A 24,599-nucleotide genomic window follows, 5' to 3' on the forward strand; every position below is an offset into this window, starting at 1 on the left:
ACAGGTGGGCGCCGAGGACAACTTCTTCGAACTGGGCGGTGACTCGATCGTTTCGGTACAGGTGGTTGCCCGTGCCCGCGACGCCGGTTTGGCCCTGACCCCGCGCGATTTGTTCCTGCACCAGAGCGTTCGCGCCCTGGCGGCCCAGGCGCAGCCGCTGCAACAGGCCGCCACCCAGGTTGTGGCACGGCTGGACCTCAGCACCCTGAGCGACGCCGAGCGCGCCGCGCTGCCGGTGGCGCTGGAGGCCGTGGAAGACATCGTGCCGCTGTCGCCAATGCAGCAAGGCATGCTGTTCCACGCCCTGGACAGCGGCACCGACCTGTACGTCAACCAGCTGGATGTGGTGATCGACGGCCTCGACGCAGCGCGCTTCATCGCGGCCTGGGACGAAGTCAGCAACCGCCACGACAGCCTGCGCGGCAGCTTCGTGTGGCAAGGCTTTGCCGACGCCATGCAGGTGATCCAGCAATGCGTCAGCCTGCCGACGGAGCAACTCGACTGGCAGGGCCGCACCTTTACTGCCGAGGAGGCCGAGGCCGTTGCCCGTGAGCAGCGCGAGCGCGGCTTCGACCTGGCCCAGGCGCCGTTGCAGCGCTTGCTGCTGGTGCAATTGGGCACGCGCCGCTACCGGCTGGTGTGGACCTACCACCACCTGCTGCTCGACGGCTGGAGCCTGTCGCTGCTGATCGGTCAGGTGCTGCGCCGTTACCTGGGCCAGGCGCTGCCCAACCCGGGCCGCTACCGCGACTACCTGGATTGGCTGCAAAGCCGCGACCCGCTGGCTAGCGAGCGCTTCTGGCGCGAGCGCCTGCAAGCGCTGGAAGAACCCACCTTCCTGGCCCAGGCCCTGGCCGGCGAGCGTGGCGAGGCGGCCCACCAGGCCATCTACAGCCACCTCGACCAGACCCGTACCGAGCGCCTGAAACAGTTCGCCCGCAGCCAGCGGGTCACCCTCAACACCCTGGTACAGGCGGCCTGGCTGCTGCTGCTGCAACGCTACACCGGCCAACGCTGCGTGGCCTTCGGTGCCACCGTGTCGGGCCGCCCGGCAGAACTGCCCGGCGCCCAGGACACCCTGGGGCTGTTCATCAACACCTTGCCGATCGTCCAGGCGCCACGCCCCGAGCAACCCCTGGGCGAATGGTTGCAAGCCCTGCAGGCCTACAACCTGGCGGCCCGCGAGCACGAGCACACGCCGCTCAGCCAGGTGCAGCGCTGGGCCGGCCGCGGCGGGCAGGCGCTGTTCGACAGCATTGTGGTATTCGAAAACCAGCCGGTAGACCGCCTGCTCAGCGAGTGGGACGACGGTGAGCTGCAGTTCGAGACCGTGCGCGGCTATGGCGTGACCAACTACGCCATGGACCTGATGGTGACCCTCGGCGACAGCCTGGAAATCGAGTACATGTTCCTGCGCCAGCACTTCAACCTGGCCGAAGTGGAGGGCATTCGCCGCCACCTGGAACAACTGCTCGAAGGCTTCTGCGCCGGCGCCGAGCGCCCGTTGGGCGAGCTGGCCATGCTCGCCGAGGGCGAGTTGCTGGCGCGGGCCGAGGCCAACCGCCTGCCGGCGACGCGCCCGTTGCCGACGGTGACCGAGGGCATCGCCGAATGGGCACGCCGCAGCCCGGACTCGGACGCCGTGCTGTGCGGCGAGCAGCGCCTGAGCTTCGCCGCGCTGGAGGCGCGCGCCAACCGCCTGGCGCACTGGCTGCAGGCGCAAGGCGCAGGTCCGGAGAAGGTGGTCGGCGTGGCCCTGCCACGCAGCGCCGACTGGCCGGTGGCACTGCTGGCGGTGCTCAAGTGTGGCGCTGCCTACCTGCCACTGGACACCAGCCACCCGGCCGAGCGCCTGGCGTTCATCATGCGCGACTCAGGCATGCACCTGCTGCTGGCCCATTCGAGCCTTGCGCAGCAGCTGCCCGCGCTGGGCGACGTACCGCGCGCCGAGCTTGACCACCTGGCGCTGGATAGCCTGCCGGCCACCGCCCCGTCCGTGGACCTGCACGCCGACAGCCTGGCCTACCTGATCTACACCTCCGGCTCCACCGGCCAGCCCAAGGCCGTGGCGGTGGCCCATGGGCCGCTGGCCATGCACTGCGAGGCCATCGGCGAGCGCTACGGCATGAGCCCGTCGGACCGCGAACTGCACTTCATGTCATTCGCCTTCGATGGTGCCCACGAGCGCTGGCTGGTGCCGCTGCTGTTCGGCGGCAGCGTGCTGCTGCGCGACGATGAGCTGTGGACCCCCGAGCAGACCCTGGCCGCCATGGGCCGCCACGGAGTCACCGTGGCGGCGTTCCCGCCGGCCTACCTGCAGGCCTTGGCCAGCCAGGCCGAGGCCGACGGCACGGCGCCGCCGGTGCGGGTGTATTGCTTCGGTGGCGACGCGGTGCCGGACGCGGCCTTCGAACGTGCCCGCGCGGCCTTGCGGCCACGGGCGATCATCAACGGCTACGGCCCGACCGAGACGGTGATCACCCCGCTGCTGTGGCGCGCCGAGGGCGATACTACCTGCGGCGCGGCCTACGCGCCGATTGGCGAGCGGGTTGGCGCACGCACCCTGCATGTGCTGGATACCGAGCTGAACACGGTGCCCGAAGGCGTGGCCGGTGAGCTGTACATCGGTGGCCAGGGCCTGGCCCGTGGTTACCACGGCCGCCCGGGGCTGACCGCCGAGCGCTTCGTCGCCGACCCGTTCAGCGACGGCGGCAGGCTGTACCGCACCGGCGACCTGGTACGGCGTCGCGCCAATGGCACCTTCGATTACCTGGGCCGGCTGGACCACCAGGTGAAGGTGCGTGGCTTCCGTATCGAACTGGGCGAAATCGAGGCGCGCCTGCGCCACCAGCCAGACGTGCACAGTGCCGTGGTGGTGGCCCGCGACGGGCAGGGCGGCAAGCAACTGGTGGCCTACGTGGCCGCCGCGGCCAGCGAAGGGCTGGGCGAGTCGCTGCGCCAGCGCCTGCGGGCGCGCTTGCCCGACTACATGGTGCCGGCCCACGTGGTGCTGCTGCCGGCGTTGCCGCTGAACGCCAGCGGCAAGGTCGACCGCTTGGCGCTGCCGGCGCCGGTCATTGGCCAGGACAGCCGCTTCGTCGCCCCGCGCAACGAAGAGGAGCAGGTCCTGGCTGGCATTTGGCAAGCGGTGCTGGGTGTCGAGCGGGTTGGCGTCGAGGACAACTTCTTCGAGCTGGGCGGCGATTCGATCCTCAGCCTGCAGGTGGTGTCGCGGGTACGCAACCACCCCGGCCTGCAACGGGAAATCCGCCTGCGCGACCTGATGCGCCGGCCGACCATTGCCCAGTTGCTGGCTGATGCGTCGCCGCAGGTCGCGCAGCAGGGCGAAGTGCAACTGGCCGATGGCGAGCTGTTCAACCTGCTGCCGATCCAGCAGTGGTTGTTCGAGGTGCCGATGGCCGAACGCGGGCACTTCAACCAGGCGTTGTTGCTGGATGTGCTGCAGCCCTTGCAAGGCGATGCCCTGCAACAGGCTGTGGAGCAGTTGCTGGTGCGCCACGAGGCCCTGCGCCTGCGCTTCGTCGAAGGAGCAGGGGGCGGGTTACAGCGCTATGCCAGCGTAGAAGAAGCGGCCCAAGTGCCGGTGTTGTGGCAGGAGCAACTGGCCGACAGCGCCGCCATGGAGGCGGCCATCCAGCGTGCCCAGCGCAGCCTCGACCTGACCCAGGGGCCGCTATTGCGCGTGCTGCATGCGCGCCTGGCCGAGGGCGGCGAGCGCTTGTTGCTGGTGGTGCACCACCTGGCGGTGGACGGGGTGTCGTGGCAGGTGCTGGTCGAAGACCTGCTGGCGGCCTACCAGGCGGCGAGCCGCGGCCAGGTGGCGCAACTGCCGGCGCCGACCAGCCGCTACCGCGATTGGGCCCGGCGCCTACAACAGCTGGCCCGCAGCCCCGAGGGCGAGGCCGAGCTGGGTTACTGGCAGCAGCACTTGGGCAGCGATGCACCAGCCGAACTGCCGGTGGACAACCCGCGCGGGCGCAACCTGGTGGGAACCCAGGCCGAGGCGCACCTGCGCCTGGACAGCGAGGCCACCGCGCGCCTGCTCAAGGTGGCCCCGGCAGCACTGCAGGCGCAGATCAACGACCTGTTGCTGACCGCGCTGTCACGGGCCGTGTGCGGCTGGAGCCAGGCGGCTTCGATGCTGGTGCAGCTGGAGGGCCATGGCCGTGAGGACCTGTTCGACGAACTGGACCTGAGCCGTACCGTGGGCTGGTTCACCAGCATGTTCCCGCTGCACCTGAACCCCGGTGCCGGCACGCCGGGCGAGTCGCTGCGGGCAGTGCGCGAGCAACTGGCGCAGGTGCCCGGGCGCGGGTTGGGTTACGGCGTGCTGCGTTACCTGGGCCGCAGCCAGGTGCGTGAAGCCCTGGCGGGCCTGGCGCAGCCGCGCATCACCTTCAACTACCTGGGGCAACTGGACCAGGCCAGCGATGGCCAGGGGCTGTTTGGCGCTGCCGGCGAAAGCCTGGGCGACTTCCACAGCCCGACGGCGCCGCTGGCCAACTGGCTGGAGATCATCGGCCAGGTGCAGGACGGTGAGCTGGCCATGCGCTGCATATACAGCCGCAAGCGCTACCGCCCGCAAACCGTGCAAGCGCTGATGGAGGCCTTCGAGGCCCAGCTGCACGAGCTGATCAACCTGTGCGGGCGCCCGACATGAGCCGTTCGCCTGCTATTGAAGGATTAACCGGTATGTCTTTGCACCCTGAATTGAGCGCGTTCCTGGACCTGGTGGAGGAGGGCCGGCTCGCCGGCCGCCCGCCGCTGCATGCCCTGAGCCCGCAGGCCGCGCGTGAGGAGTTCGAGCAGGCCTCGCGCGGGCTGGTCTGGGCCTGGCCGCAGGTTCAGCGCCAGACGCTGAGCGCCCGCAGCCGCGACGGCGCGGTGCTGGGTTTGCGCCTGTACAGCCCGCCGCAGGCCGGCGACCGGCCGTTGCCGGTGTTGCTGTACTTCCATGGTGGTGGCTATGTGGTCGGCAGCCTGGATTCGCATGACGGTATTTGCGCCGAACTTGCCGCGCGCACGCCTTGCGCGGTGCTGGCGGTGGATTACCGCCGGGCGCCGGAGCAGCGCTTCCCGACCGCGGTGTTCGATGCCGAGGACGCCTTGGCCTGGCTGCTGGCCGAGGGCGCGGCCCATGGCCTGGACGTTGCCCGCCTGGCCGTGGGCGGCGACAGCGCCGGGGCGACGCTGGCCACCGTGCTGGCGATCCAGGCGGCGCAGGCCGGCACGCCGCAGATCCGCCTGCAGCTGTTGTGCTACCCCAGCACCGATGCGTCGCGCACCACGGTGTCCAACGACTTGTTCGACGAGGGTTATTTGCTGGAGAGCGCGACGCTGGAGTGGTTCTACCAGCAGTACCAGCGCATCGCGGACGACCGGCTGGACTGGCGTTTTTCGCCGTTGCTGTGTGAAAACCTGAGCGGTGTGGCGCCGGCCTTCGTCGCCCTGGCGCAGTATGACCCGCTGCTGGATGAAGGCCAGGCCTATGCCGAGCGCTTGCAGCAGGCGGGGGTGGCGGTGAACTGCCAGCGCTATGCCGCGACGCACGACCTGTTGCGCATGGCGGCGATCATGCCGGGGATTGATGAGGTGTATGGGCAGATGGCGGGGAGCCTGGGGGAGGCGTTCAGGGCTTGAGGTAGTTCGCCGAAAGATCTTCAGCGCCTATGAGATCGAGCGCCGCGCGGGCGGCGCTCGATCTCATAGGCACTGAAGAACCCTCGGCGAACCCCTGCCAGCCCTCATGCGCTGCCAAGGCTTGTCCCGCGATGAATCAGCCGGCGAGCACCGGCCCGAAATCGCTGCGCTCGAGCAGCATCAGCGCGGCGCGCTTGTGCGGGAAGTCGAATTCCTTCTCCATGTTGAACCCCACCGACTCCATGTAGCCGATCATCTTCGCGTTGTCGGCTCGTGGCTCGGCCACCACGCGGGTGGTGCGTGGCTCGTCCAGCAGCAGCCAGCTCACCAGCGAGCGCAACCAGCAGTCGACCTTGGCCGGCCCGCGGTGGTGTTCCTCGCCCACCAGCATGTGGATACCGCGGTCGAATTCGCCGGCCGGGTAGAACGGCGCAATGCGGTCGTCCTGGGCCCAGTACACCTCGTAGTAGGCGAACGGCTCGTCGTCGAAGCAGCCGATCAGGCTGAAGATATGCGGGGTGTCGGCGACCTTCTGCAGGTATTCGCGGTGCTCGTCGAGGCTGCCTTGCTCCTGCCAGAAGTGCGCCACCCGGGCGCTGTTCTGCCAGCGGTTGAAGCGCTCAAGATCGGCCTCGATGTCCAGGGTGCGCAGCGAGAACCACGCCCCCACGCGCTCGTCGAAACGCCGGTACAGCTCGCCGCTGGGCTTGCTGCGGGGCAGGGCGGGGCGCAGTGGCCCGGTGCTCATGTTCATGCGGCAGTTTCCTTAAGGCGCTGGCGTTCGTCGCGTAGTTCGGTGGCCTCGGCGTTGGCCAGCAGAGCTTCGGAGATTTCCCAGGCGCGCGCCGGCAGCACCGACAGCAGGGTATCGCTCAGGCCGTGGTTGGCCTCGGAGAAGCCTTGCACGAACACGCCGGCTTTCAGCGCCGGGGTGGCGCGCACGCGGTAGCTGCGCTCCACGTCGAAGTCGCCCAGGTACTCGGCCAGCGGCGCCAGCAGGGCCTTGTGCGACTTGCGCTCGTAGCCGGTGGCGAGAATCACCGCATCGTAGTGGTGGGCCTCTTCCTGGCCGGTGGCGATGTCGCGCACCTGCAGGCGCACGCCGTGCTCCTGGCTGCTGGCGTTGAGCACCTGGGTGCGGCAGCGGAAGGCGTGGCGCTGTTTGCCCGAGACTTTCTGGCGGTAGAAGATGCCGTAGATCTGCTCGATCAGGTTCAGGTCCACCACCGAGTAGTTGGTATTGTGGAACTCGCTGATCAGCCGCTCGCGCTCGGTTTCGGGCTGGTCAAAGAACAGGTGGGTGTTTTCCGGGGCGAAAATCTGGTTGACGAACGGGCTGTCGTCCGCAGGCTTGAGCACTTCGCTGCGCAGCACCAGGTCGACGCGTACGTTGGGGAAGCTGTCGTTGAGGTCGATGAAGGCCTCGGCGGCGCTCTGCCCGCCGCCGACCACGGCAATGCGCATCGGCTCGCCACGGGCGCAGCGCTGCTGGTTGATGCGGCTCAGGTACTGCGAGTGGTGGAACACCCGAGTGTCGTCGCGCAGGCCCTGAAACACCGTGGGGATGCGCGGCGTGCCGCCGGTGCCGACCACCACCGAACGGGTGCGCCGGCGGTGCTCGCGGCCATGGCTGTCGACCGAGATCACGTCCAGCAGCTCGATGTCGCCACCACCGTTGTTGACCGGCTCGATGCGCTCGACGCGCTCGCCGTACTGGCACTGGTCGGTGAAGTGGGTGGCCACCCAGCGCAAATAGTCGCTGTATTCCATGCGGCAGGGGTAGAAGGTGCCGAGGTTGATGAAGTCGATCAGGCGGCCGTGCTGCTGCAGGTAGTTGACGAAGCTGTAGCGGCTGGTGGCGTTGCGCAGGGTGACCAGATCCTTGAGGAACGAGATCTGCAGTTCGCTCTGGCTGACCAGGGTGTCGCCGTGCCAGTGGTAGTCGGTCTGGCGGTCGAGGAACAGGCTGCGCGCGCGGCGGGCGCCGTTTTCGGCCTGCTCCTCCAGGGCGATGGCCAGGGCCAGGTTGGATGGGCCGAAGCCGACGCCGATAACGTCGAAGAACTGGGTGCTGGGCATGCGCGGATCCTCCTTTGATGGGCTGCCCTGGGTCGCCAACAGGGGGCGGTGCAGGGCCGTTCATCAGCGTTGACGAATGAGCGGCAGGGATGTTCAGCGATACCTGTACCGGCGACGGGGTTAATTCTTAAAAACGCAGAATTGGCCCCCCCAGGCCACCACAAGCCATTGACATGGAGTAAGCTTGGCGAAATTTCCATACCGCCAGCCGCATATGCCAACCCCTCCCCAAGCCCCTAAGACTCCCAGCGAAATGGCCGCCGACTGGTGCGTGCGCCTGCATTTCGATGATGAGTGCAGCGACGCCGACCGCATCGCATTCCTGCGCTGGTACGACGCCGACCCGGTGCATGCGGAGGAGTACCTGAACATGTGCCGGGTGTGGCAGGTCAGCGAACAGCTGCCGCCGCGCCCGGCAGCACCCGCAGCGCTGCCTGTGCGCCGCCGGCGCACTGGCGCCATGCTGGCGCGTGCCGCAGCGGTGCTGCTGGCGGTAGGTGGCGCCTGGGCCGCAGGCTGGTCGTGGGGCGTGCTGCCCGGCAGCGTGCGTTACTACATGGCCGAGCAGGGCCGCCGCCAGGTGCTATTGCCCGACCATAGCGAGGTGGAGCTGAACCTGCGCACAAGCCTGCTGTACCTGGGTTTTCGCGACCAGCGCCAGGTACTGCTGCGCGATGGCGAGGCCTACTTTGCCGTGCGCCGCGACCTCGACAAACCCTTTGTAATCAGCGCCGACAATGCCCGGGTGCGGGTGACGGGCACGCACTTCAATGTGTGGACCGCCGAGGTGCAGACCACCGTCACCGTGACCGAGGGCACCGTGCTGGTGTCGCGCAACGACGGCGGCGAGGGGCGCAACGACGGCGCCGAGCTGACCGCCGGCATGCAGGCGGTGGTACGTCACGGGCGCATGTTGCAGCTGGGCCGCACCGATCCGGCGCGGGTCCTGGCCTGGCGCAACGGCAAGCTGATGCTCGATGACATCAGCCTGCGCGACGCCCTGCCGCGGATCAACCGCTACCTCGAGGTGCCGCTGCAACTGGACGCCAGCAGCACGGTCGGCGAGCTGCGCTTTGGCGGCATCTACGACACCCGCGACCTGAGCCAGTTGGTCAAAGCCCTGCCACGGGTGTTGCCGGTGCAACTGCGCCAGGGTGATGGCGTGATCATGATCTCGTCGCGCTGAGGCGTACGCCGGGACCGGTACAGGCAACACGAGATAGGCGCCCCCAGAAAATTCGCTGAACAAAAACCAACCTCATTCGTCGTTCAGGCAAGACCCGCCTGGAACCCCGACGATGAGCACTCCTCCAAAAACCAACCTGCGTGAACTGACCCAGATTCTGCGCCCGTTCTGGCCGCTGCTGCTGGTCTCGACCGTGCTGGGTATTCTCGGCGGCCTGAGCATCACCGGCCTGCTGGCCACCATCAACCATGCTCTGCACGCCGAAGGCGGCGCCAGCCGCGGCCTGCTGCTGGGCTTTGCCGGCCTGTGCCTGCTGGCGCTGCTGGGTTCGGTGGTTTCGGACATCGGCACCAACTACGTCGGCCAGCATGTGATCGCCCGGCTGCGCAAAACACTTGGGCTGAAGATTCTCAGCGCGCCGATCGACCAGCTGGAGCGCTACCGCAGCCACCGGCTGATCCCGGTGCTGACCCACGACGTCGACACCATCAGCGATTTTGCCTTCGCCTTCGCACCGCTGGCGGTGTCGGCCAGTGTGACCCTCGGCTGCCTGGTGTACCTGGTGCAACTGTCGCCGGCAATGTTCATCACTACCACCGTGGCCATTCTGCTGGGCTCGGTGGCGCAGTTCTATGCCCGCTCCCGGGGGATCAAGGGCTTCTTCGAGGCCCGCGACCTGGAAGACGACCTGCAAAAGCACTACCGCTCCATCGCCGAGGGCGCCAAGGAGCTGCGCATCAACCGCCCGCGCCGCCTGCGCCTGCTGGGCGAGAGCATCGAAGGCACTGCCGATGCGATCTGCCAGAAGCAGGTCAACTCGATCAACCAGTTCGTCGTGGCCAAGGGCGTGGGTTCGACCCTGTTCTTCATCGTCATCGGCGTGGCGTTGGGCTTTCAGGCCATGTGGCCGAGTACCAGCACCGCCACCCTCAGCGGTTTCATCCTGGTGTTGCTGTACATGAAAGGCCCGCTGGAGCACCTGCTGGGCACGCTGCCGAACATCGGCCGCGCCCAGGTGGCGTTCCGCCGGGTAGCGGAGCTTTCGGAACTGTTCAGCTCGCCTGAGCCCTGCCTGCGTGAAGCCAAGGATGCCCCGGCCCGCACCGCCATCGACAGCATCGAACTGCGCGACGTGCACTACCAGTACGCCACTGAAGACGGTGCCCCGGGCTTTGCCATTGGCCCGGTGAACCTGTCGCTGCGCAAGGGCGAGATCGTGTTCATCGTCGGCGAGAACGGCGGCGGCAAGACCACCCTGATCAAGCTGCTGCTGGGCCTGTACGTGCCGCAAAGCGGCAGCGTGCTGCTGGACGGCGCATCGGTGGGGGAACAGCAGCGTGACGATTACCGCCAGCTGTTCACCACCGTGCTGTCGGACTTTTTCCTGTTCGAGGACCTGGTACAGGCCGGCGGCGATGTGCCGGCCGATGCCATGGCCTACCTGGAACGCCTGGAGATCGCCCACAAGGTCAGCCTCGACGATGGCCGTTTCTCCACCCTCGACCTGTCCACCGGCCAGCGCAAGCGCCTGGCACTGCTGCAGGCCTGGACCGAAGGCCGCCCGGTGCTGGTGTTCGACGAATGGGCCGCCGACCAGGACCCGACCTTCCGCCGCATCTTCTACACCGAGCTGCTGCCCGACCTGCAGCGCCTGGGCAAGACCATCGTGGTGATTTCCCACGACGACCGTTACTTCGACGCTGCCGACACCTTGCTGCGCATCGAGCAGGGCCGCCTGGTACGCCAGCACGCTGGTGCCACCGAGGCCGACCTGACGTGACCCTGGCCGAGCGCCTGCCGGCGGACCTGCAGCCGCTGGCCGCACGCTGGCGGCAGTTGCCGCACAGCGATGCGCCGTCGCTGAGCCGCTGGCTGGAGCCCGAGCTGCTGGGCGCTGCCCTGGCGCGTTATGCCCGCACCTGGCCGCAGGCCGACCCGCGGGCGGTGGCATCGCACTGGCACCAGGCAAGCTGCGCGCTGCTGCTGCCGCCGCTGCTGCTGGGCGGGCTGCTGGAGCCCGAGCCGCCGAGCCTGGACCCGGCCCGCCTGCGCATGACCGTCGACGCCCAGGGCGCGCCGGCCGAGCTGCACCTGCCGCTGCCCCCAGGCGCGGTACCTGGCGAGCGCAATGGCGCGCGCCTGCTGGACCTGCTGCAAGAACAACTGTTGCACCCCCTGGTCAGCCGTTTCGCCGCCCACACCGGGCTGGCACCGCGGCTGCTGTGGGGCAACGTGGCGCTGTGCATCGACTGGGTGCTGGACATGGCCCAGGGCTGGCTGCCCGACCGTGCGCTGGGGGAAGCACGCGCGCATTTTCGCGATACCCGTCGGCAGGATGCCTGCGGTGCCTTGCGTGCAGCCCTGCGGCGCGATGCTGCCGGGGTGACGCGGCGGGTCTGTTGCCTGCGTGAGCGCCTGCCGTTGCAGCGCTGCGTGGTCTGCCCGCTGGCCAGGCGCCAGAACCTTATCAATACGCCAACATAACCATAATTGTCAGGAGCATCATGAGCGCTTTTTCGTTGAATCAACCGGCCATACGGCTGCGCCGCTGCATCGCCGCCGCCACCCTGGGCCTGGCCATCGCCGCTGCACTGCCGGCCCAGGCCGAGCCCGTGCGCATCGACATCCCGGCCAAACCGCTGGCCTCGGCGCTGTCCGACCTGGGCAACCAGGCCAACCTGCAGATCATCTACAACCAGGACACCGTCTCGGGCCTGCGCAGCCGCGGCGTGTCCGGGCAGATGGAGCCGGAAGAGGCGCTGCGCCAGTTGCTGCAGGGCACCTCGATCGCCTACCGCATCGAAGGCAACCACGTCACCCTGCAGGGCAGCAGTGACGATGCGGCCTTGATGCTGCCGAGCACCAGCATCTCCGGCCAGGCCTACAGCTCGGTGACCCCGGACGATGGCTACGTGGCCAAGCGCGCTTCGGCCGGTACCAAGACCGACACGCCGATTCTGGAAACCCCGTACTCGGTGTCGGTGGTGACCCGCGAGCAGATCCAGGCCCAGCAACCCAAGACCGTGGCCCAGGCCCTGCGTTACACCCCGGGCATCAACTCGGAGCTTGCCGGCCCGCAGTTCGTCACCGACCAGTTGACCATTCGCGGCTTCCAGCAGGGCACCGGGCGCATGCTGCGCGATGGCACCCGCACCTTTCTGCCGGACTTTCTAGGGTGGGACGCCCCTGAGCCCTATGGCCTGGAGCGCATCGAAGTGCTGCGCGGGGCCAGCTCGGTGCTGTACGGCGCCTCCGACCCTGGTGGCCAGATCAACCTGGTGAGCAAGCGCCCGACCACCGAGCCGCTGCGCCAGGTGCAGTTGCAGGCGGGCAACCATGACTACAAGCAGGCGGCCTTCGACCTGGGCGACAAGCTGGACGAGGAGGGCGTGTGGAGCTACCGCCTGACCGGTCTGTTCCGCGAAGCCGATGCCCAGGCCGACCACATCACCAACCGCCGCGAGTACCTGGCCCCGGCGGTGAGCTTCCGGCCCAACGCCGACACCGAACTGACTGTGCTGGCTGAATACCAGAAGCAGACCGGCAACTTCGCCAACCCGCTGCCGGCCCAGGGCACGGTGTTTCATGACCCGCGCGGGCGCCTGGACCGTGACACCTATGTCGGCGACAGCGCCTACGACTACATGACCAACGAGAAAACCTCGCTGGGTTATGTGTTCGAGCACCACCTGGACGAAATCTGGACCCTGCGCCAGAACGTGCGCTACAGCGACTACCGCCAGTCCAGCGCGGAGATCGCCATCCTCATGCCGATCGCCGACCAGTACATGCGCTACGCCGATGCGCGCAAGGGCGACGGGCGCCTGTTCACCATGGACAATCAGGTGCAGGCCAACTTCGCCACCGGCCCGGTGGAGCACACCCTGTTGACCGGCGTGGACTACAACAACGGCAAGTTCGACCAGGACCAGTCGCTGAACCTGATCAACGGCCTGTTTGACGTATACAACCCGGTGTATGGTCAGCCGCTCGGCTTCACCCCGTTCAGCCGTGCCAGCTACGAGCAGAAGCTGTCGCAGACCGGTGTGTACCTGCAGGACCAACTGAAGATCGACAAGTGGGTGTTTCTGCTCGGTGGCCGCTACGACTGGGCCAGCAACCAGAAGGACGACCGCGACCCGCAGACCCAGAAGGACGAGAAGTTCAGCGGCCGTGCCGGCATCGTCTACCTGTTCGACAACGGCATTGCCCCGTATGCCAGCTACAGCGAGTCGTTCCTGCCGGTGATGGGCGTGACCGCCAACAACTCGCAGCTCGACCCGGAGGTCGGCAAACAGTACGAAGTGGGTGTGAAGTACGAGCCGCCGGGCGGCAACAGCCTGTACACCCTGGCAGTGTTTGACCTGACCAAGCAGAACGCCACCGAGAACGTCAACGGCTTCTCGCGCCAAGAAGGCGAAGTACGCTCCCAGGGCGTGGAGCTGGAAGCCAAGACCGAGATCAGCAAGGGCTTCAACGTGATCGGCAGCTACACCTGGAACGATGTCGAGGTGACCAAGTCGGACCTGGGCACCAAGGGCAATACGCCGTTCCGCATCCCTGAGCACATGGCTTCGATCTGGGGTGACTACAGCTTCCAGGGCGGCCTGCTCGAAGGCCTGCGCATTGGCGCCGGCGCCCGTTACGTGGGCAGCACCTACGGTGACTCGGCCAACAGCTTCAAGGTCGACAGCTACACCGTGGTCGACGCGCTGGTAGCCTACAATCTGGGCAAGGTGGACAAGTCGCTGGACGGGCTGGAGGTGTCGTTGAACGCCACCAACCTGTTCGACGAGGACTACGTGGCCGGCTGCTTCAGCAACGTGGGTTGCCAGTATGGCCAGCAGCGCACCTTGTACGGCACTGTGACCTACAACTGGTAAGCCGGCGCACCGGCAAGGGCGGCTGCGCAGCCATCACATGATGACGTTCAGGTCGCCCTTGATCACGCATTCGTACGGGTCACCGCCCATGTCTTCGGGCAGAAAGGCGGTGAGGTCGTAGGGCAGCAGCGGTCATCTGGCATTTAGAGAGACCGGAGTGATTTACTGAGCACGACGCCCGTAACGAAGTGCCCGGTAGTCTTTACGTTCCCATCGGCGAGGAAAAAGCTAATCAGAAGATACATCGCCGCGGGTACTGTACATGTTGTTCCAAAGAGAGCATGAGCTTCCAGTCGTTCGCAAGCGTTGCTCGAGGGTGACTAAGGTGTTGAAGGCAGCAATCGGGCTCATCCAGAGGTTTGCCTGAAGGAGGGGACGTTAAAGACTCTCAGGATCGCCAAAAAACATCTGAATCCGCGACCGCAACCACCGCTCCGCCGGATCATTATCCTGAGCCCCACGCCAAGCCATATGCAGCTCGAAGCTACGCACTTCAATCGGCAGATCCTCGGCCCGCAACCCACCACCAGCGGTCAGCACTGCCGCGGTGTAATCCGGCACTGTGGCAACGATGTCAGTCCCGCCCAGCAAACTCCCCAACCCATTGAACTGAGGCACTGCCAGCACCACGTGGCGCTTGCGGCCAATCTCATCCAGCGCTTCATCGATGAACCCGGACAGGTCGCCAGCGAACGAGACCAGCGCATGCGGCCGGGCGCAGAAGTCGTCCAGGGTGATGCTGCCGGGCATGCTGTCGGCGCGCAGCAGCTTGGGCTTGCTGCGGCGCAATACCTTGCGCTTGGCATTGGCCGGAAGGTCGCTGGTGTAGCTCACACCCACCGAAATTTCGCCTGAGCCGAGCAGGGTCGGCATCAGCAGGTAGTTGACCCGGCGCACCACCAGCACGATCCCCGGGGCTTCGGCGCGGATGCGTTTGAGCAATTGCGGCAGCAGGGCGAATTCGGCGTCGTCGGACAAACCAATGCGAAACACCGAGGTACTGGTAGCCGGGTCGAACTCGGCGGCGCGGCTGACGGCGGTGGAGATCGAGTCGAGCGCGGGGGAGAGCAGGGCGAAGATTTCCTGCGCGCGCGCCGAAGGCTCCATGCTGCGGCCGGTACGCACGAACAGCGGGTCGTCGAACAGATTGCGCAGGCGCGACAGCGCGGCGCTGATCGCGGGCTGGCCGAGGAACAGCTTCTCGGCGGCGCGAGTCACGCTGCGTTCGTGCATGAGCGTCTCGAACACGATCAGCAGGTTGAGGTCTACACGACGCAGGTCGTTACGGTTCATCGATGCGCTTAGCCTATCGCCAGAGGTGGGCAGGGGTGAATCTTACGGCCAAAGGCTGTTACCCTGCACCGATTTCCGGGAGCCAATCTGCAATTTTGCAGGGGGCCCAATCAATGACAGGCATGTCGACTATTAATCGCCACTGATGGTCTAACGGTGAAAGCCCGGATAAAGTTCGTGGTAATACGAGATTCACACAGGCGAGGTATGCGATGTCCCGCATGATCCGATTCCACTCCTTCGGCGCCGCCGATGTGCTCCGCATCGAGGAGCAGGGCGCGCCGTCGCCTGCTGCCGGCGAGCTGCAGATCCGCGTCGAAGCGATTGGCGTCAGCTGGTACGACGTGCTCTGGCGGCAGAACCTGGCACCGTCCAAGGCGCGCTTGCCAGCAGGCATCGGCCATGAAATGGCCGGTGTGGTCACCGCTGTAGGTGCTGGCGTCGACGATATAGCCGTGGGTGATCGGGTAGCGAGCTTCCCGGCCACCAGCGCCAATGATCATCCGGTGTACGGTGACGTCATCGTCTTGCCGCGCACGGCGATCACCCGCTACCCGGATATTCTCTCCCCGGTCGAAGCGAGCGTGCATTACACGCCGCTGCTGATCGCCTACTTCGCCTACGTTGATCTGGCGCGGGCCAAGGCTGGGCAAACCGCGCTGGTCACTGATGCCAGCCACTGCGCCGGGCCGGCGTTTGTCCAGTTGGGCAAGGCACTGGGGCTGAAGGTGTTTGCTGCAACCAAGGAGCCGGAACAGCGTGAGTATCTGCTGGGCCTGGGCGCCGACAAGGTCATCGTCACCGAGGAGCAGGATCTGCTCATGCAGATCGGCAAGTACACCGACGGGCGCGGCGTGGACATGGTCCTCGACGGCCTGGGTGGGCCGCAGATGTCGCTGTTGGGTGATGTGCTGGCGCCGCGTGGCAGTCTGGTGCTGTATGGCCTGCAGGGCGGCAACCAGACGCCATTCCCGGCGTGTGCGGCGTTTCAGAAGAACATCCAGTTCTACGTGCACTGCATTGGCAACTTTACCGGCAAGCCGGAGCTGGGGATCAGCCAGGATCAGGTGGCATTGCAGCGCGCGCTGCGCGATATCAACCAGTTCACGGCTGACCAGTTGCTGACGCCGCAGATCATCAAGGTCTATCCGTTCAGCCAGGTGGTCGAGGCTCATCGCTACATGGACGAGTGCCCATGCGGCGGCCGGGTGGTGCTGGACATGGGCCAGGTCTGAAACCTGCTGCCGCCAGGCTGGCGGTTTTCAGTCCACCTTGGAGAGGGCCGCATTGCGGCCCTTTTTCGTTGTTGATTGCGACTAATTTCGTATCAAAGCGTTACTTCGGATAAATCCTACACGCTTTAAGTAAATATCCTACAGCTTACCCTGTCGCTGAAACTTCCCCGTCTAATTTACGATTGAGCTGCTTGATTGTTGTGCTTGCTTGCTGATGGTTTTCTCGTTAATTCTTGAATGAAGTTATTCCCAGAGCTGTGGCGTTAATCGCCCAGGACGAACTCATCAGCTTGCGAGGCTCACAGGACACGCCGCGCTCGCAGGCGCTCAGGTGCCGGTCCGGAAGAGGGGCGAGCGAGCACGTGTTTCTAGAAGGTGTGCAGCTCAGCAACTAAATCATGGTTTCGCAATTGCTTGTGGGAAATTTCCCAAAAGTTTATCGACACATTGAGATTGCCCATACTTGGTAGTTCGAGGATGAGTGGTCTGAAACAGGGAGTGCCGTCATGAGCAATATCCATGAACAAGCGTTGGAATATGTCTACACGCAAGTGCTTGATCACTTGATGGAGCATATGTCGCAAGCACTGCGCGCTTCGATGCAGTTGCTGATTCAACGGCTGATGGTCGCAGCGGGAGGGGTTGACTGTCTTGGCCAATTTCAACTGCTGGTGATTCACGGCGCAGACCGTGACAGCGCTTTGTTGCTGAGCACGCTGCGCGCAGCTCAACTGACCATCGCCCAGCGTGCGCCGCAGACGTTCAGGCTGAAAGTGCTGGTTGCCTCGCTGCCGGCGGCCAGCGAGGCCGTGCTGGATTATCACGAGCGGTGTTTCAGCACCCTGTTTCTGCAGGACGATCCGCGCGTGGAGTTGCTGATGATCCAGGGCCAGCACCTGGTGCCCTTCAGTCGCAGGCCGCAAACCCAGCACGTGGACTGGATACCGACCCGCGATGCGTTATTGCTGTTTGGTCACCTCAATGGCGGCGCGGCAGAGGCGCTGCTTGGCAGCCGCCTGCATTTGCAGATGGCCAGCGCATGTAACCAGGTGCTGAGCGATGCGCAAGGCGTACTGGCACTGATCACCATGCTGCCGCCCCGCCAGCGCTACCGCTACCTGGCGTGGTGCCGGCGTTGTTTGCGGTTGGCTGAGGAGCCCGGTTTGCATCCACTCTCGCTGGATATCGCCTACCTGATCAGGGCACTGGCCTGGCTGCATGACGTTGTCGCTATGCCGTCGCACGCTGCGCTTGCGCCTGCTGATAGCGGCGAGGGTGCGTCCTTGCAGGTGATCGCAGTTGACGACCTGCTCGATCAAAGGCCGGCAGACCTTGAGTTCGAGCGGCTGTTGAAAGTGCCCCTCGTCGCGGCTGAGTGTTTGCCACCGCTGGCGGTGTGCTTTGAGGTGGATGCCCTGACCCAGCTTCGCCAGTTGCGCGAGCGCATTGTCCATCGTCGGGTCAAGGGCGCAAACCTGCGATTGGGCCTCAAACCCCGCACAGCGCAGGCCGCCGACGAGCTGGCGCAAGCGCGGCTGACGGAGGTGCTGGAGCTGACTGAGAAGCAGTTGATCTGCTTGCTGCATGCCCCATTCGCAGGTCACGGTGCTGGCCTGGTGAGCTTTATCGAGTGCTATCACCCAGGGATGCTGGTGGCCATGCCCTACCTGCATCGGGGCCTGCTGGGCAAAACATGCCCCGATGGCGTCCTCCATTGGCTGGTCGAGGCCAGCGGCTTGAGCCTGGTGCAGTTGCGTGCGGTGTATGGGCGGCAGGTGGGGCAGCCGGCCAGGCGCATGCTGGAGTACCTGGCTCGACGCGACATGGCCCTGCGCTTGCTGCGCAGGGCCGATGAGCTGACGACCACTGATCCGGAGTGCTTGCCAGGGTCGGCTATCTGTATGTATAAACAGTAGCTGTCCCCGCTGCCTGACCCGTACCGTGATTGCCCATTCCGTCGAAGACCCGCTCTACTACCTGCATAATTTTCGCCAGGTGCTGGGGTGGGTCGCCCAGCGTTACCATGATCTGCTCGATGAATCCGAGCAGGCTTTTTTGACGGCGTTCGAGCGCCTGCCGCAGCCCGCTCAGGCGCTGCTGGTCCGTATGGTGATGCGCAAAGGTGAGCTGTTTCGCACTGACAAGCTGACCTATGCCGAGATTGGTGATGCTCACTCAGCCCTGCGACCGCTGGGGGAGCTGGGCTGGATCTGCGAGCGCGCGCCTCTGACCCTTGAGCAGTTGTTTGCCTTGCTGCGCAAGGACGAACTGGCAACATGCTTTGCCGCGCAATTGGCCAGGCCACGGGCAGCCAAGGCTGATCTGCTGCTGCAGCTGCAAGCCCTGCAGCTGGAACCAAGGCCGCTGGCACAATGGTTCGTCGGCTATGACGTGAAGGTCATCCACTGGCGATTGCAGCCGCTGTGTGATCGGTTGCGGCTGCTGTTTTTTGGCAACCTCTACCAGGACTGGTCGGACTTCGTGCTCGCCGATACCGGCGTGCTGCGCTTTGAAAAAGTCCCCTTCAGTGATGACTCGCGCGCCCTGCGTAAACGTGCCGAAGTCGACCTGGCCATGGCCCTGCATCACTGCGCCGAGCGCCTGGAGCAGGGCGAGGCGCCGGCAACCCTGCTGGCGGAACTCGACGGCCTGCACAGTGACAACCCCTGGCTGGCGCGGCGGCGCTCGCGGTTGTTGTTCAGCGTTGGCCAGCACTGCGAACGCTTGGCCGAATGGGAGCTGGCATTGGCGGTCTACCAGCAGAGCCAGCATCCTGAGGCGCGTATTCGCCAGGTGCGCGTGCACGAGCGCAGCGAGCAATGGAGCAGGGCGCACAGGCTTGCTGAGCAGATGGCCAGTGCGCCTGCCAACCCGCTCGAAACACAGGCCCTGGCGCGCATGCTGCCGCGCCTGGTACGCAAGCTCGGCGGGCCACCGACGCCGCGGCGGCGGGCTGGCGCGGTTACCCTGCTCGAACTCGAACTGCCCGCCGAGATGGCTGCGCTGGGTGTCGAGCGGGCCGTGCAGGAGTATCTGGCACAGGAGGGTGGTTCGGTGCACTACGTCGAGAACACCTTGTTCAACAGCTTGTTCGGGCTGCTGTGCTGGGAGCCGATCTTCGCGCCCGTGACCGGGGCGTTTTTTCACCCGTTTCAGAGCGCGCCGCAGGACTTGCATGACGCTGACTTTCGCGAGCGCCGCAGTGCGCTGTTCGACAGCTGCCTGGGGCGGCTTGATGATGCCAGCCATGGCGAGTTGATCCGCGCGTGTTATCAGGCCAAATACGGCCTGCAGTCGCCGTTCGTGTTCTGGTCAATGCTACCCCAGGAGCTGCTTGAACTGGCCCTGTGCTGCCTGCCGGCAATGCATCTGAAACAGTGCTTCCTGCGCTTGCTGCAGGACATCCGCAACAACCGCACAGGCATGCCTGACCTGATTCAGTTCTGGCCGGAGCAGGGCAGCTATCGCATGATCGAGGTCAAAGGACCGGGCGATCGGCTCCAGGACAATCAGCTGCGCTGGATCGAATTCTGCCGCGAACACGGCCTGCCGGTTACCGTCTGCCATGTGCGCTGGGCGCCTGTCCAGGCATGAGTTACACCGTCGCCGTACGCGCCTTGTGCGAGTTCAGCGCCAAGGTCGGCGACCTCGACCTGCGCTTTACCCCATCACCCACTGCGCAGGAGGGCATCGCCGGCCATCGCCGAGTAGTGGCGCGCCGCGAGATGGGTTATGAAGCTGAAGTCAGCCTGCAAGGCCAATACCTCAGCTTGCAGGTGCGTGGCCGTGCTGATGGTTACGATCCTGCGCGCAACCGTCTCGAAGAAATCAAGACCCACCGCGGTGACCTGTCGCGCCAGCCCGCCAACCATCGCCAGTTGCATTGGGCGCAGGCCAAGGTCTACGCCTGGTTGCTGTGTCAGGCGCGGCAGCTGCCGAGTATCGACGTGGCGCTGGTGTATCTGGATGTCGACAGCGACCGCCAGACGCTGATCAGCGAGCACTACAGCGCTGCAGACCTGCAGCTGTTTTTTGAGGCTCAATGTCAGTGCTTTCTGGCCTGGGCCCAGGCACAGGAGCAGCGTTTGCAAGCGCGCAATCAGGGCTTGCAGGCAATGAGTTTCCCCTACCCGCAATTTCGCCAGGGCCAGCGCCAGTTGGCCGAGACGCTGTACAAGGCCGTCAGCACCGGTCGCTGTTTGATGGCCCAGGCCAGTACCGGTATTGGCAAGACCCTTGGCACGTTGTTTCCATTGCTCAAGGCGGTGGTGCCGCAGCAGCTCGACAAGCTGTTCTTCCTGACCGCCAAGACCCCGGGGCGGGCACTGGCCCTGGATGCCCTGCGCCAGCTCACCGCCGCCAGCCCGCAGCCGGCCCTGCGCAGCCTTGAGCTGATCGCTCGGGACAAGGCTTGCGAGTATCCAGGCAACGCTTGCCATGGCGAGTCGTGCCCACTGGCCAAAGGCTTTTACGATCGCCTTCCGGCTGCGCGCGAGGCCGCTGGTGCTGCGCCGCTGCTGGATCGTGAGGCGTTGCGCGAGGTCGCGCTGGCTCATCAGGTGTGTCCCTATTACCTGGGTCAGGAGATGGCGCGCTGGGCTGATGTGGTGGTGGCCGACTACAACTATTACTTTGATGGCCATGCATTGCTGTTTGGCCTTTCGCAGCTCAATCAGTGGCGCGTGGCAGTACTGGTGGACGAAGCACACAACCTGGTCGAGCGTGGCCGGGCGATGTACAGCGCCAGTTTCGATCAGGGCCAGTTGCTGACGCTTCGGCAAAGCAAACCGCAGGGGCTGAGCAGCGCGCTGGATCGGCTCAACCGCCAATGGAATGCTTTGCATAAAGACCAGCGCGCGCCCTATCAAGCCAGCGAGCGCCTGCCGGATGCCTTTATCGGGGCATTGCAACAATGTGTTGGCTTGATCCAGGAGCAGCTCAACCAGTCGCCGCTGGGCATTGATCCGCTGCTGCTGCAGTTCTTTTTCCAGGCCCTGCAGTTCACACGCATTGCCGAGCTGTTCGACGAGCACTTTCTGTTTGATGTCAGCGTGCGTAATGGCCCGCGTAACAGGCGCCTGAGCACGCTATGCCTGCGTAATGTGGTCCCGGCTCGCCTGCTCGGACCGCGCATGAGCGCTGCGCGCAGTGTGACGTTGTTTTCTGCCACGCTCAGCCCTCGGCATTACTATGCCGATCTGCTTGGGATGCCGGCCGACACGGCCTGGCTCGATGTGGCCGCGCCGTTCCAGGCCGAGCAATTGCAGGTACGCATCATCAGCCAGGTGTCGACGCGCTACCGCGAACGGCACGCCTCGCTGGCGCCCATCGTCGAGCTGATCGCCGAGCAGTACCGCAGCAAGCCTGGCAACTATCTGGCCTTCTTCAGTAGCTTCGAGTACCTGCAACAGGTGGCCAAACTGCTTGCCGAGCGTTATCCGCAGTTGCCCCGCTGGGAGCAGGCCAGCGGCATGGACGAAGCTGCGCGCGAAGCCTTTCTGGCGCGGTTCGTTCCAGAGGGTGAGGGGATTGGTTTTGCGGTGCTTGGCGGCGCATTCGGCGAAGGGGTCGACTTGCCGGGAACCCGCTTGATCGGCGCATTCGTCGCCACGTTGGGTTTGCCGCAGGTCAACCCGATCAACGAGCAGTTCAAGCAGCGCTTGGCCCGGCAATTCGGCGCTGGCTTTGATTACGCCTACCTGTACCCTGGCGTACGCAAGGTGATTCAGGCTGCCGGGCGGGTCATTCGCGGCGATCAAGACCGTGGTGTGTTGCTGTTGATCGACGAGCGCTTCGCTGAAGAGCGGGTACAGCAGATGTTTCCCACGTGGTGGCAGATAGCTAGCGAATAATCCCGGCAGGCCCCATCGCACGGCATTGCAACTCCCAGTACACTGCGTGTTCCAACACTCACATTCGTTGAACTCGAGGTTTTTGCATGACGCTCAGTCCTTTGGCAGGCAAGCCGGCTCCGGCCAGTGTGCTGGTCGATCTTCCCCGCCTGTTGACCGCCTATTACACCGGCCGCCCTGATGCGTCCGTGGCAGCCCAGCGCGTGGCCTTCGGCACCTCGGGGCATCGCGGTACGTCGCTGGAGCTGAGCTTCAACGAAGCGCATGTGCTGGCGATCACCCAGGCCATCTGCCTGTACCGTGCGCAGCAAGGTATCGACGGGCCGCTGTTCATCGGCGCCGACACCCATGCGCTGTCCGCGCCGGCGGCCGCCAGCGCGCTGGAAGTGCTGGCCGCCAACGGCGTGCAGGTGATGCTGTCGAAAGACGATGAGTACACCCCAACGCCTGCGGTGTCGCACGCGATCCTTTGCTACAACCGCGGCCGCCAGAGCGGCCTGGCAGATGGCATCGTCATCACCCCGTCGCACAATCCGCCACAGAGCGGCGGGTTCAAGTACAACCCGCCCAACGGCGGCCCGGCCGACAGCGACGTGACCAAGTGGGTCGAGGCCAAGGCCAACGAACTGCTTGGCGCAGACCTGGCTGGGGTAAAGCGCATGGACTATGCGCAAGCGCTGCAAGCGTCGACTACCCAGCGCCACGATTATTTGGGCAACTACGTCGCCGACCTGGAAAACGTGATCGATTTCGACGTGATCCGCTCGGCCAACCTGCGCCTGGGCGTCGACCCGCTGGGTGGTGCCGGGGTGCGTTACTGGCAGGCGATTGCCGACCACTACCAACTCAATCTTGAAGTGGTCAACACCGAGGTCGACCCGACCTTCCGCTTCATGTGCGTCGACTGGGACGGGCAGATCCGCATGGACCCGTCCTCGCCGTACGCCATGCAGGGCCTGATCGGCCTTCGCGATCGCTTCGACGTGGCCTTTGCCTGCGACCCTGACCACGACCGGCACGGCATCGTCACCGCCGATGGCCTGTTGCAACCCAACAACTACCTGGCCGTGACCATCGACTACCTGTTCCGCAATCGCCCGCAATGGCGCAGCGATGCGGCAGTGGGCAAGACCGTGGTCAGCAGTGGCTTGATTGACCGGGTCACGGCTGCGCTGGGCCGCACGCTTTACGAAGTCCCGGTCGGCTTCAAGTACTTTGCTCCCGGCCTGTTCGACGGCTCGCTGGGCTTTGGCGGTGAAGAAAGTGCCGGCGCGTCATTCCTGCGTCGCGACGGCTCGGTCTGGGCCACGGACAAGGACGGCCTTATCCCAGCCTTGCTTGCTGCGGAGATGACGGCGCGCACCGGACGTAATCCGAGCCAGATCTATGCAGACCTCACCGCGAAGCTGGGCAAACCCTACGCAACTCGCGTCGAGGCCAAGGCCGATCCACGCCAGAAAGCCCTGCTGAGCAAGCTGGCGCCGGAGCAGGTGACGTCGACCGAGCTTGCTGGCGAGCCGATTGAGCAGATCCTCAGTCACGCGCCGGGTAACGCTCAGGCGATTGGCGGGCTCAAGGTAATGACGGCCAATGGCTGGTTCGCCGCACGGCCCTCGGGCACCGAAGACATCTACAAGATCTACGCCGAGAGCTTTATCGACGAGGCGCACTTGCAGCGCTTGGTCAAGGAGGCTCAGGTGCTGGTGGATGCAGCTATCGCCTGACAAGCGACCTGATTGTGATATCGAAAGCAGAGAAGGGGCCTTGTGCCCCTTTTTTGTGGAAGTTTCGGCCTAGAGAGAAGTGGCATTCACGCCAATCATCGGCAATTTACATAGCCCCCTAATCAAGGCTTTGACATTCACTGCCTAGGCAGTAATATTTATACACACATTTGTCTGAGCTGGGGCGCAAGCCGATGTCGCATTTCAGTCCTGAAAACTTCCAGACCTGCACGATCGGCATGCTGCTGGGCCGAGCGGCGCTGCTCAAGGACCGCATTCTTGACACGCACCTCGAAGGCGAAGGGGTCACCGCCGCGCAATTCAAGGTGCTGATCATCGTTACCCAATACCAGGTCGACACTCCAGCCGAGCTGTGTCGCTACCTAGGCCTGGACAGCGGCTCGATGACCCGCATGCTCGACCGTCTCGAGCTCAAAGGGCTGATCTTGCGCAATCGCTGCCCCGAAGACCGCCGTCAGGTGCGCCTGGCACTGACTGCCGACGGCCAGCGCTTGGCCGATCGCGTGCCCGAAGTCGGCGCTGCAGCAATGAACGAACTGGTCGGCGTGCTCCAGCCTGAAGAATTGCAGACCCTCGAAGGCCTGTTGGCCAAGGTCCTGCTCAATGCCGGCGACCCTCTGACGATCCGCCGCTTCGGCGATCGTTGATCCCTGTTACGAATTCCC

The 24,599-nt window shown here is 65.1% G+C and carries 14 protein-coding genes and 1 pseudogene; 12 read left to right on the plus strand and 3 right to left on the minus strand.

Features of this window, described 5'->3' with window-relative positions:
• On the plus strand, positions 1-4,681 hold a 4,681-nt coding region (locus ACQZ2L_RS24175; RefSeq protein ID WP_430328170.1), incomplete at its 5' end, for an amino acid adenylation domain-containing protein.
• Positions 4,682-4,713: 32 nt separating this feature from the next.
• Positions 4,714-5,661, plus strand: coding sequence for an alpha/beta hydrolase (locus tag ACQZ2L_RS24180; protein ID WP_430328171.1), 948 nt, complete (start codon positions 4,714-4,716; stop codon positions 5,659-5,661).
• Positions 5,662-5,797: 136 nt separating this feature from the next.
• Here the strand turns inward: ACQZ2L_RS24180 and ACQZ2L_RS24185 are convergent.
• Both ACQZ2L_RS24185 and ACQZ2L_RS24190 read right to left on the minus strand, forming a co-directional pair.
• A pseudogene (locus ACQZ2L_RS24185) lies at positions 5,798-6,418 on the minus strand (GNAT family N-acetyltransferase); the annotation flags it as partial.
• A complete protein-coding gene (locus tag ACQZ2L_RS24190) occupies positions 6,412-7,740 on the minus strand; it encodes a lysine N(6)-hydroxylase/L-ornithine N(5)-oxygenase family protein (protein ID WP_430328172.1) in 1,329 nt (442 codons plus the stop codon). The pseudogene ACQZ2L_RS24185 and the gene ACQZ2L_RS24190, both read right to left, overlap by 7 nt.
• Positions 7,741-7,993: 253 nt before the next feature.
• Here ACQZ2L_RS24190 and ACQZ2L_RS24195 point away from each other — a divergent pair, with 253 nt between their 5' ends.
• From ACQZ2L_RS24195 to ACQZ2L_RS24210, 4 genes are all read left to right on the plus strand, one after another.
• On the plus strand, positions 7,994-8,926 hold the full coding sequence (locus ACQZ2L_RS24195; protein WP_430328173.1) for a FecR family protein: 933 nt from the start codon (positions 7,994-7,996) through the stop codon (positions 8,924-8,926).
• A gap of 112 nt (positions 8,927-9,038) precedes the next feature.
• Positions 9,039-10,706: a cyclic peptide export ABC transporter gene (locus ACQZ2L_RS24200; RefSeq protein ID WP_430328174.1), complete on the plus strand. Its 1,668-nt coding sequence runs from the start codon at positions 9,039-9,041 to the stop codon at positions 10,704-10,706.
• A complete protein-coding gene (gene fhuF / locus ACQZ2L_RS24205) occupies positions 10,703-11,410 on the plus strand; it encodes a siderophore-iron reductase FhuF (RefSeq protein ID WP_430328175.1) in 708 nt (235 codons plus the stop codon). Before ACQZ2L_RS24200 ends, fhuF begins: the two co-directional genes overlap by 4 nt.
• Positions 11,411-11,430: 20 nt before the next feature.
• The gene (locus ACQZ2L_RS24210) at positions 11,431-13,809 is read left to right on the plus strand and encodes a TonB-dependent siderophore receptor (RefSeq protein ID WP_430328176.1); all 2,379 of its coding nucleotides are present in this window, start codon (positions 11,431-11,433) and stop codon (positions 13,807-13,809) included.
• Positions 13,810-14,187: 378 nt separating this feature from the next.
• Here ACQZ2L_RS24210 and ACQZ2L_RS24215 read toward each other — a convergent pair whose 3' ends face one another.
• The gene (locus ACQZ2L_RS24215; RefSeq protein ID WP_430328177.1) at positions 14,188-15,102 is read right to left on the minus strand and encodes a LysR family transcriptional regulator; all 915 of its coding nucleotides are present in this window, start codon (positions 15,100-15,102) and stop codon (positions 14,188-14,190) included.
• 212 nt (positions 15,103-15,314) lie between these two features.
• Between ACQZ2L_RS24215 and ACQZ2L_RS24220 the strand changes: the two genes are divergently transcribed.
• The 6 genes from ACQZ2L_RS24220 (at position 15,315) to ACQZ2L_RS24245 (ending at position 24,581) form a co-directional block, all read left to right on the plus strand.
• Positions 15,315-16,337, plus strand: coding sequence for a zinc-dependent alcohol dehydrogenase family protein (locus ACQZ2L_RS24220; protein WP_430328178.1), 1,023 nt, complete (start codon positions 15,315-15,317; stop codon positions 16,335-16,337).
• Between the two features lie 506 nt (positions 16,338-16,843).
• Positions 16,844-18,253, plus strand: a complete 1,410-nt coding sequence (locus ACQZ2L_RS24225; protein ID WP_430328179.1) for a hypothetical protein — start codon at positions 16,844-16,846, stop codon at positions 18,251-18,253.
• A gap of 25 nt (positions 18,254-18,278) precedes the next feature.
• A complete protein-coding gene (locus ACQZ2L_RS24230) occupies positions 18,279-19,931 on the plus strand; it encodes a VRR-NUC domain-containing protein (RefSeq protein ID WP_430328180.1) in 1,653 nt (550 codons plus the stop codon).
• Positions 19,928-22,189, plus strand: coding sequence for an ATP-dependent DNA helicase (locus tag ACQZ2L_RS24235; RefSeq protein ID WP_430328181.1), 2,262 nt, complete (start codon positions 19,928-19,930; stop codon positions 22,187-22,189). The genes ACQZ2L_RS24230 and ACQZ2L_RS24235 overlap by 4 nt, the downstream gene beginning before the upstream one ends.
• 86 nt (positions 22,190-22,275) lie before the next feature.
• Complete coding sequence (pgm, locus tag ACQZ2L_RS24240) at positions 22,276-23,913, plus strand: phosphoglucomutase (alpha-D-glucose-1,6-bisphosphate-dependent) (protein ID WP_430328182.1); 1,638 nt, start codon at positions 22,276-22,278, stop codon at positions 23,911-23,913.
• 194 nt (positions 23,914-24,107) lie between these two features.
• Entirely contained in the window at positions 24,108-24,581 is a 474-nt protein-coding gene (locus ACQZ2L_RS24245; protein ID WP_430328183.1) for a MarR family winged helix-turn-helix transcriptional regulator, read from the plus strand.
• The last annotated feature ends 18 nt before the right edge of the window (positions 24,582-24,599 follow it).

It is taken from the genome of Pseudomonas shirazensis, from assembly GCF_050496565.1.
Taxonomy (GTDB): Bacteria; Pseudomonadota; Gammaproteobacteria; order Pseudomonadales; family Pseudomonadaceae; genus Aquipseudomonas; species Aquipseudomonas shirazensis_A.

Excerpts from the sequence above, each read along its gene's own strand:
- ACQZ2L_RS24235 (WP_430328181.1), top strand. The coding sequence starts at position 19,928 with ATGAGTTACACCGTCGCCGTACGCGCCTTGTGCGAGTTCAGCGCCAAG.
- ACQZ2L_RS24215 (WP_430328177.1), bottom strand. The coding sequence starts at position 15,102 with ATGAACCGTAACGACCTGCGTCGTGTAGACCTCAACCTGCTGATCGTG.
- ACQZ2L_RS24210 (WP_430328176.1), top strand. The coding sequence starts at position 11,431 with ATGAGCGCTTTTTCGTTGAATCAACCGGCCATACGGCTGCGCCGCTGC.
- ACQZ2L_RS24225 (WP_430328179.1), top strand. The coding sequence starts at position 16,844 with ATGAGCAATATCCATGAACAAGCGTTGGAATATGTCTACACGCAAGTG.
- ACQZ2L_RS24195 (WP_430328173.1), top strand. The coding sequence starts at position 7,994 with ATGGCCGCCGACTGGTGCGTGCGCCTGCATTTCGATGATGAGTGCAGC.
- ACQZ2L_RS24245 (WP_430328183.1), top strand. The coding sequence starts at position 24,108 with ATGTCGCATTTCAGTCCTGAAAACTTCCAGACCTGCACGATCGGCATG.
- ACQZ2L_RS24220 (WP_430328178.1), top strand. The coding sequence starts at position 15,315 with ATGTCCCGCATGATCCGATTCCACTCCTTCGGCGCCGCCGATGTGCTC.
- pgm (WP_430328182.1), top strand. The coding sequence starts at position 22,276 with ATGACGCTCAGTCCTTTGGCAGGCAAGCCGGCTCCGGCCAGTGTGCTG.
- ACQZ2L_RS24190 (WP_430328172.1), bottom strand. The coding sequence starts at position 7,740 with ATGCCCAGCACCCAGTTCTTCGACGTTATCGGCGTCGGCTTCGGCCCA.
- ACQZ2L_RS24200 (WP_430328174.1), top strand. The coding sequence starts at position 9,039 with ATGAGCACTCCTCCAAAAACCAACCTGCGTGAACTGACCCAGATTCTG.
- ACQZ2L_RS24180 (WP_430328171.1), top strand. The coding sequence starts at position 4,714 with ATGTCTTTGCACCCTGAATTGAGCGCGTTCCTGGACCTGGTGGAGGAG.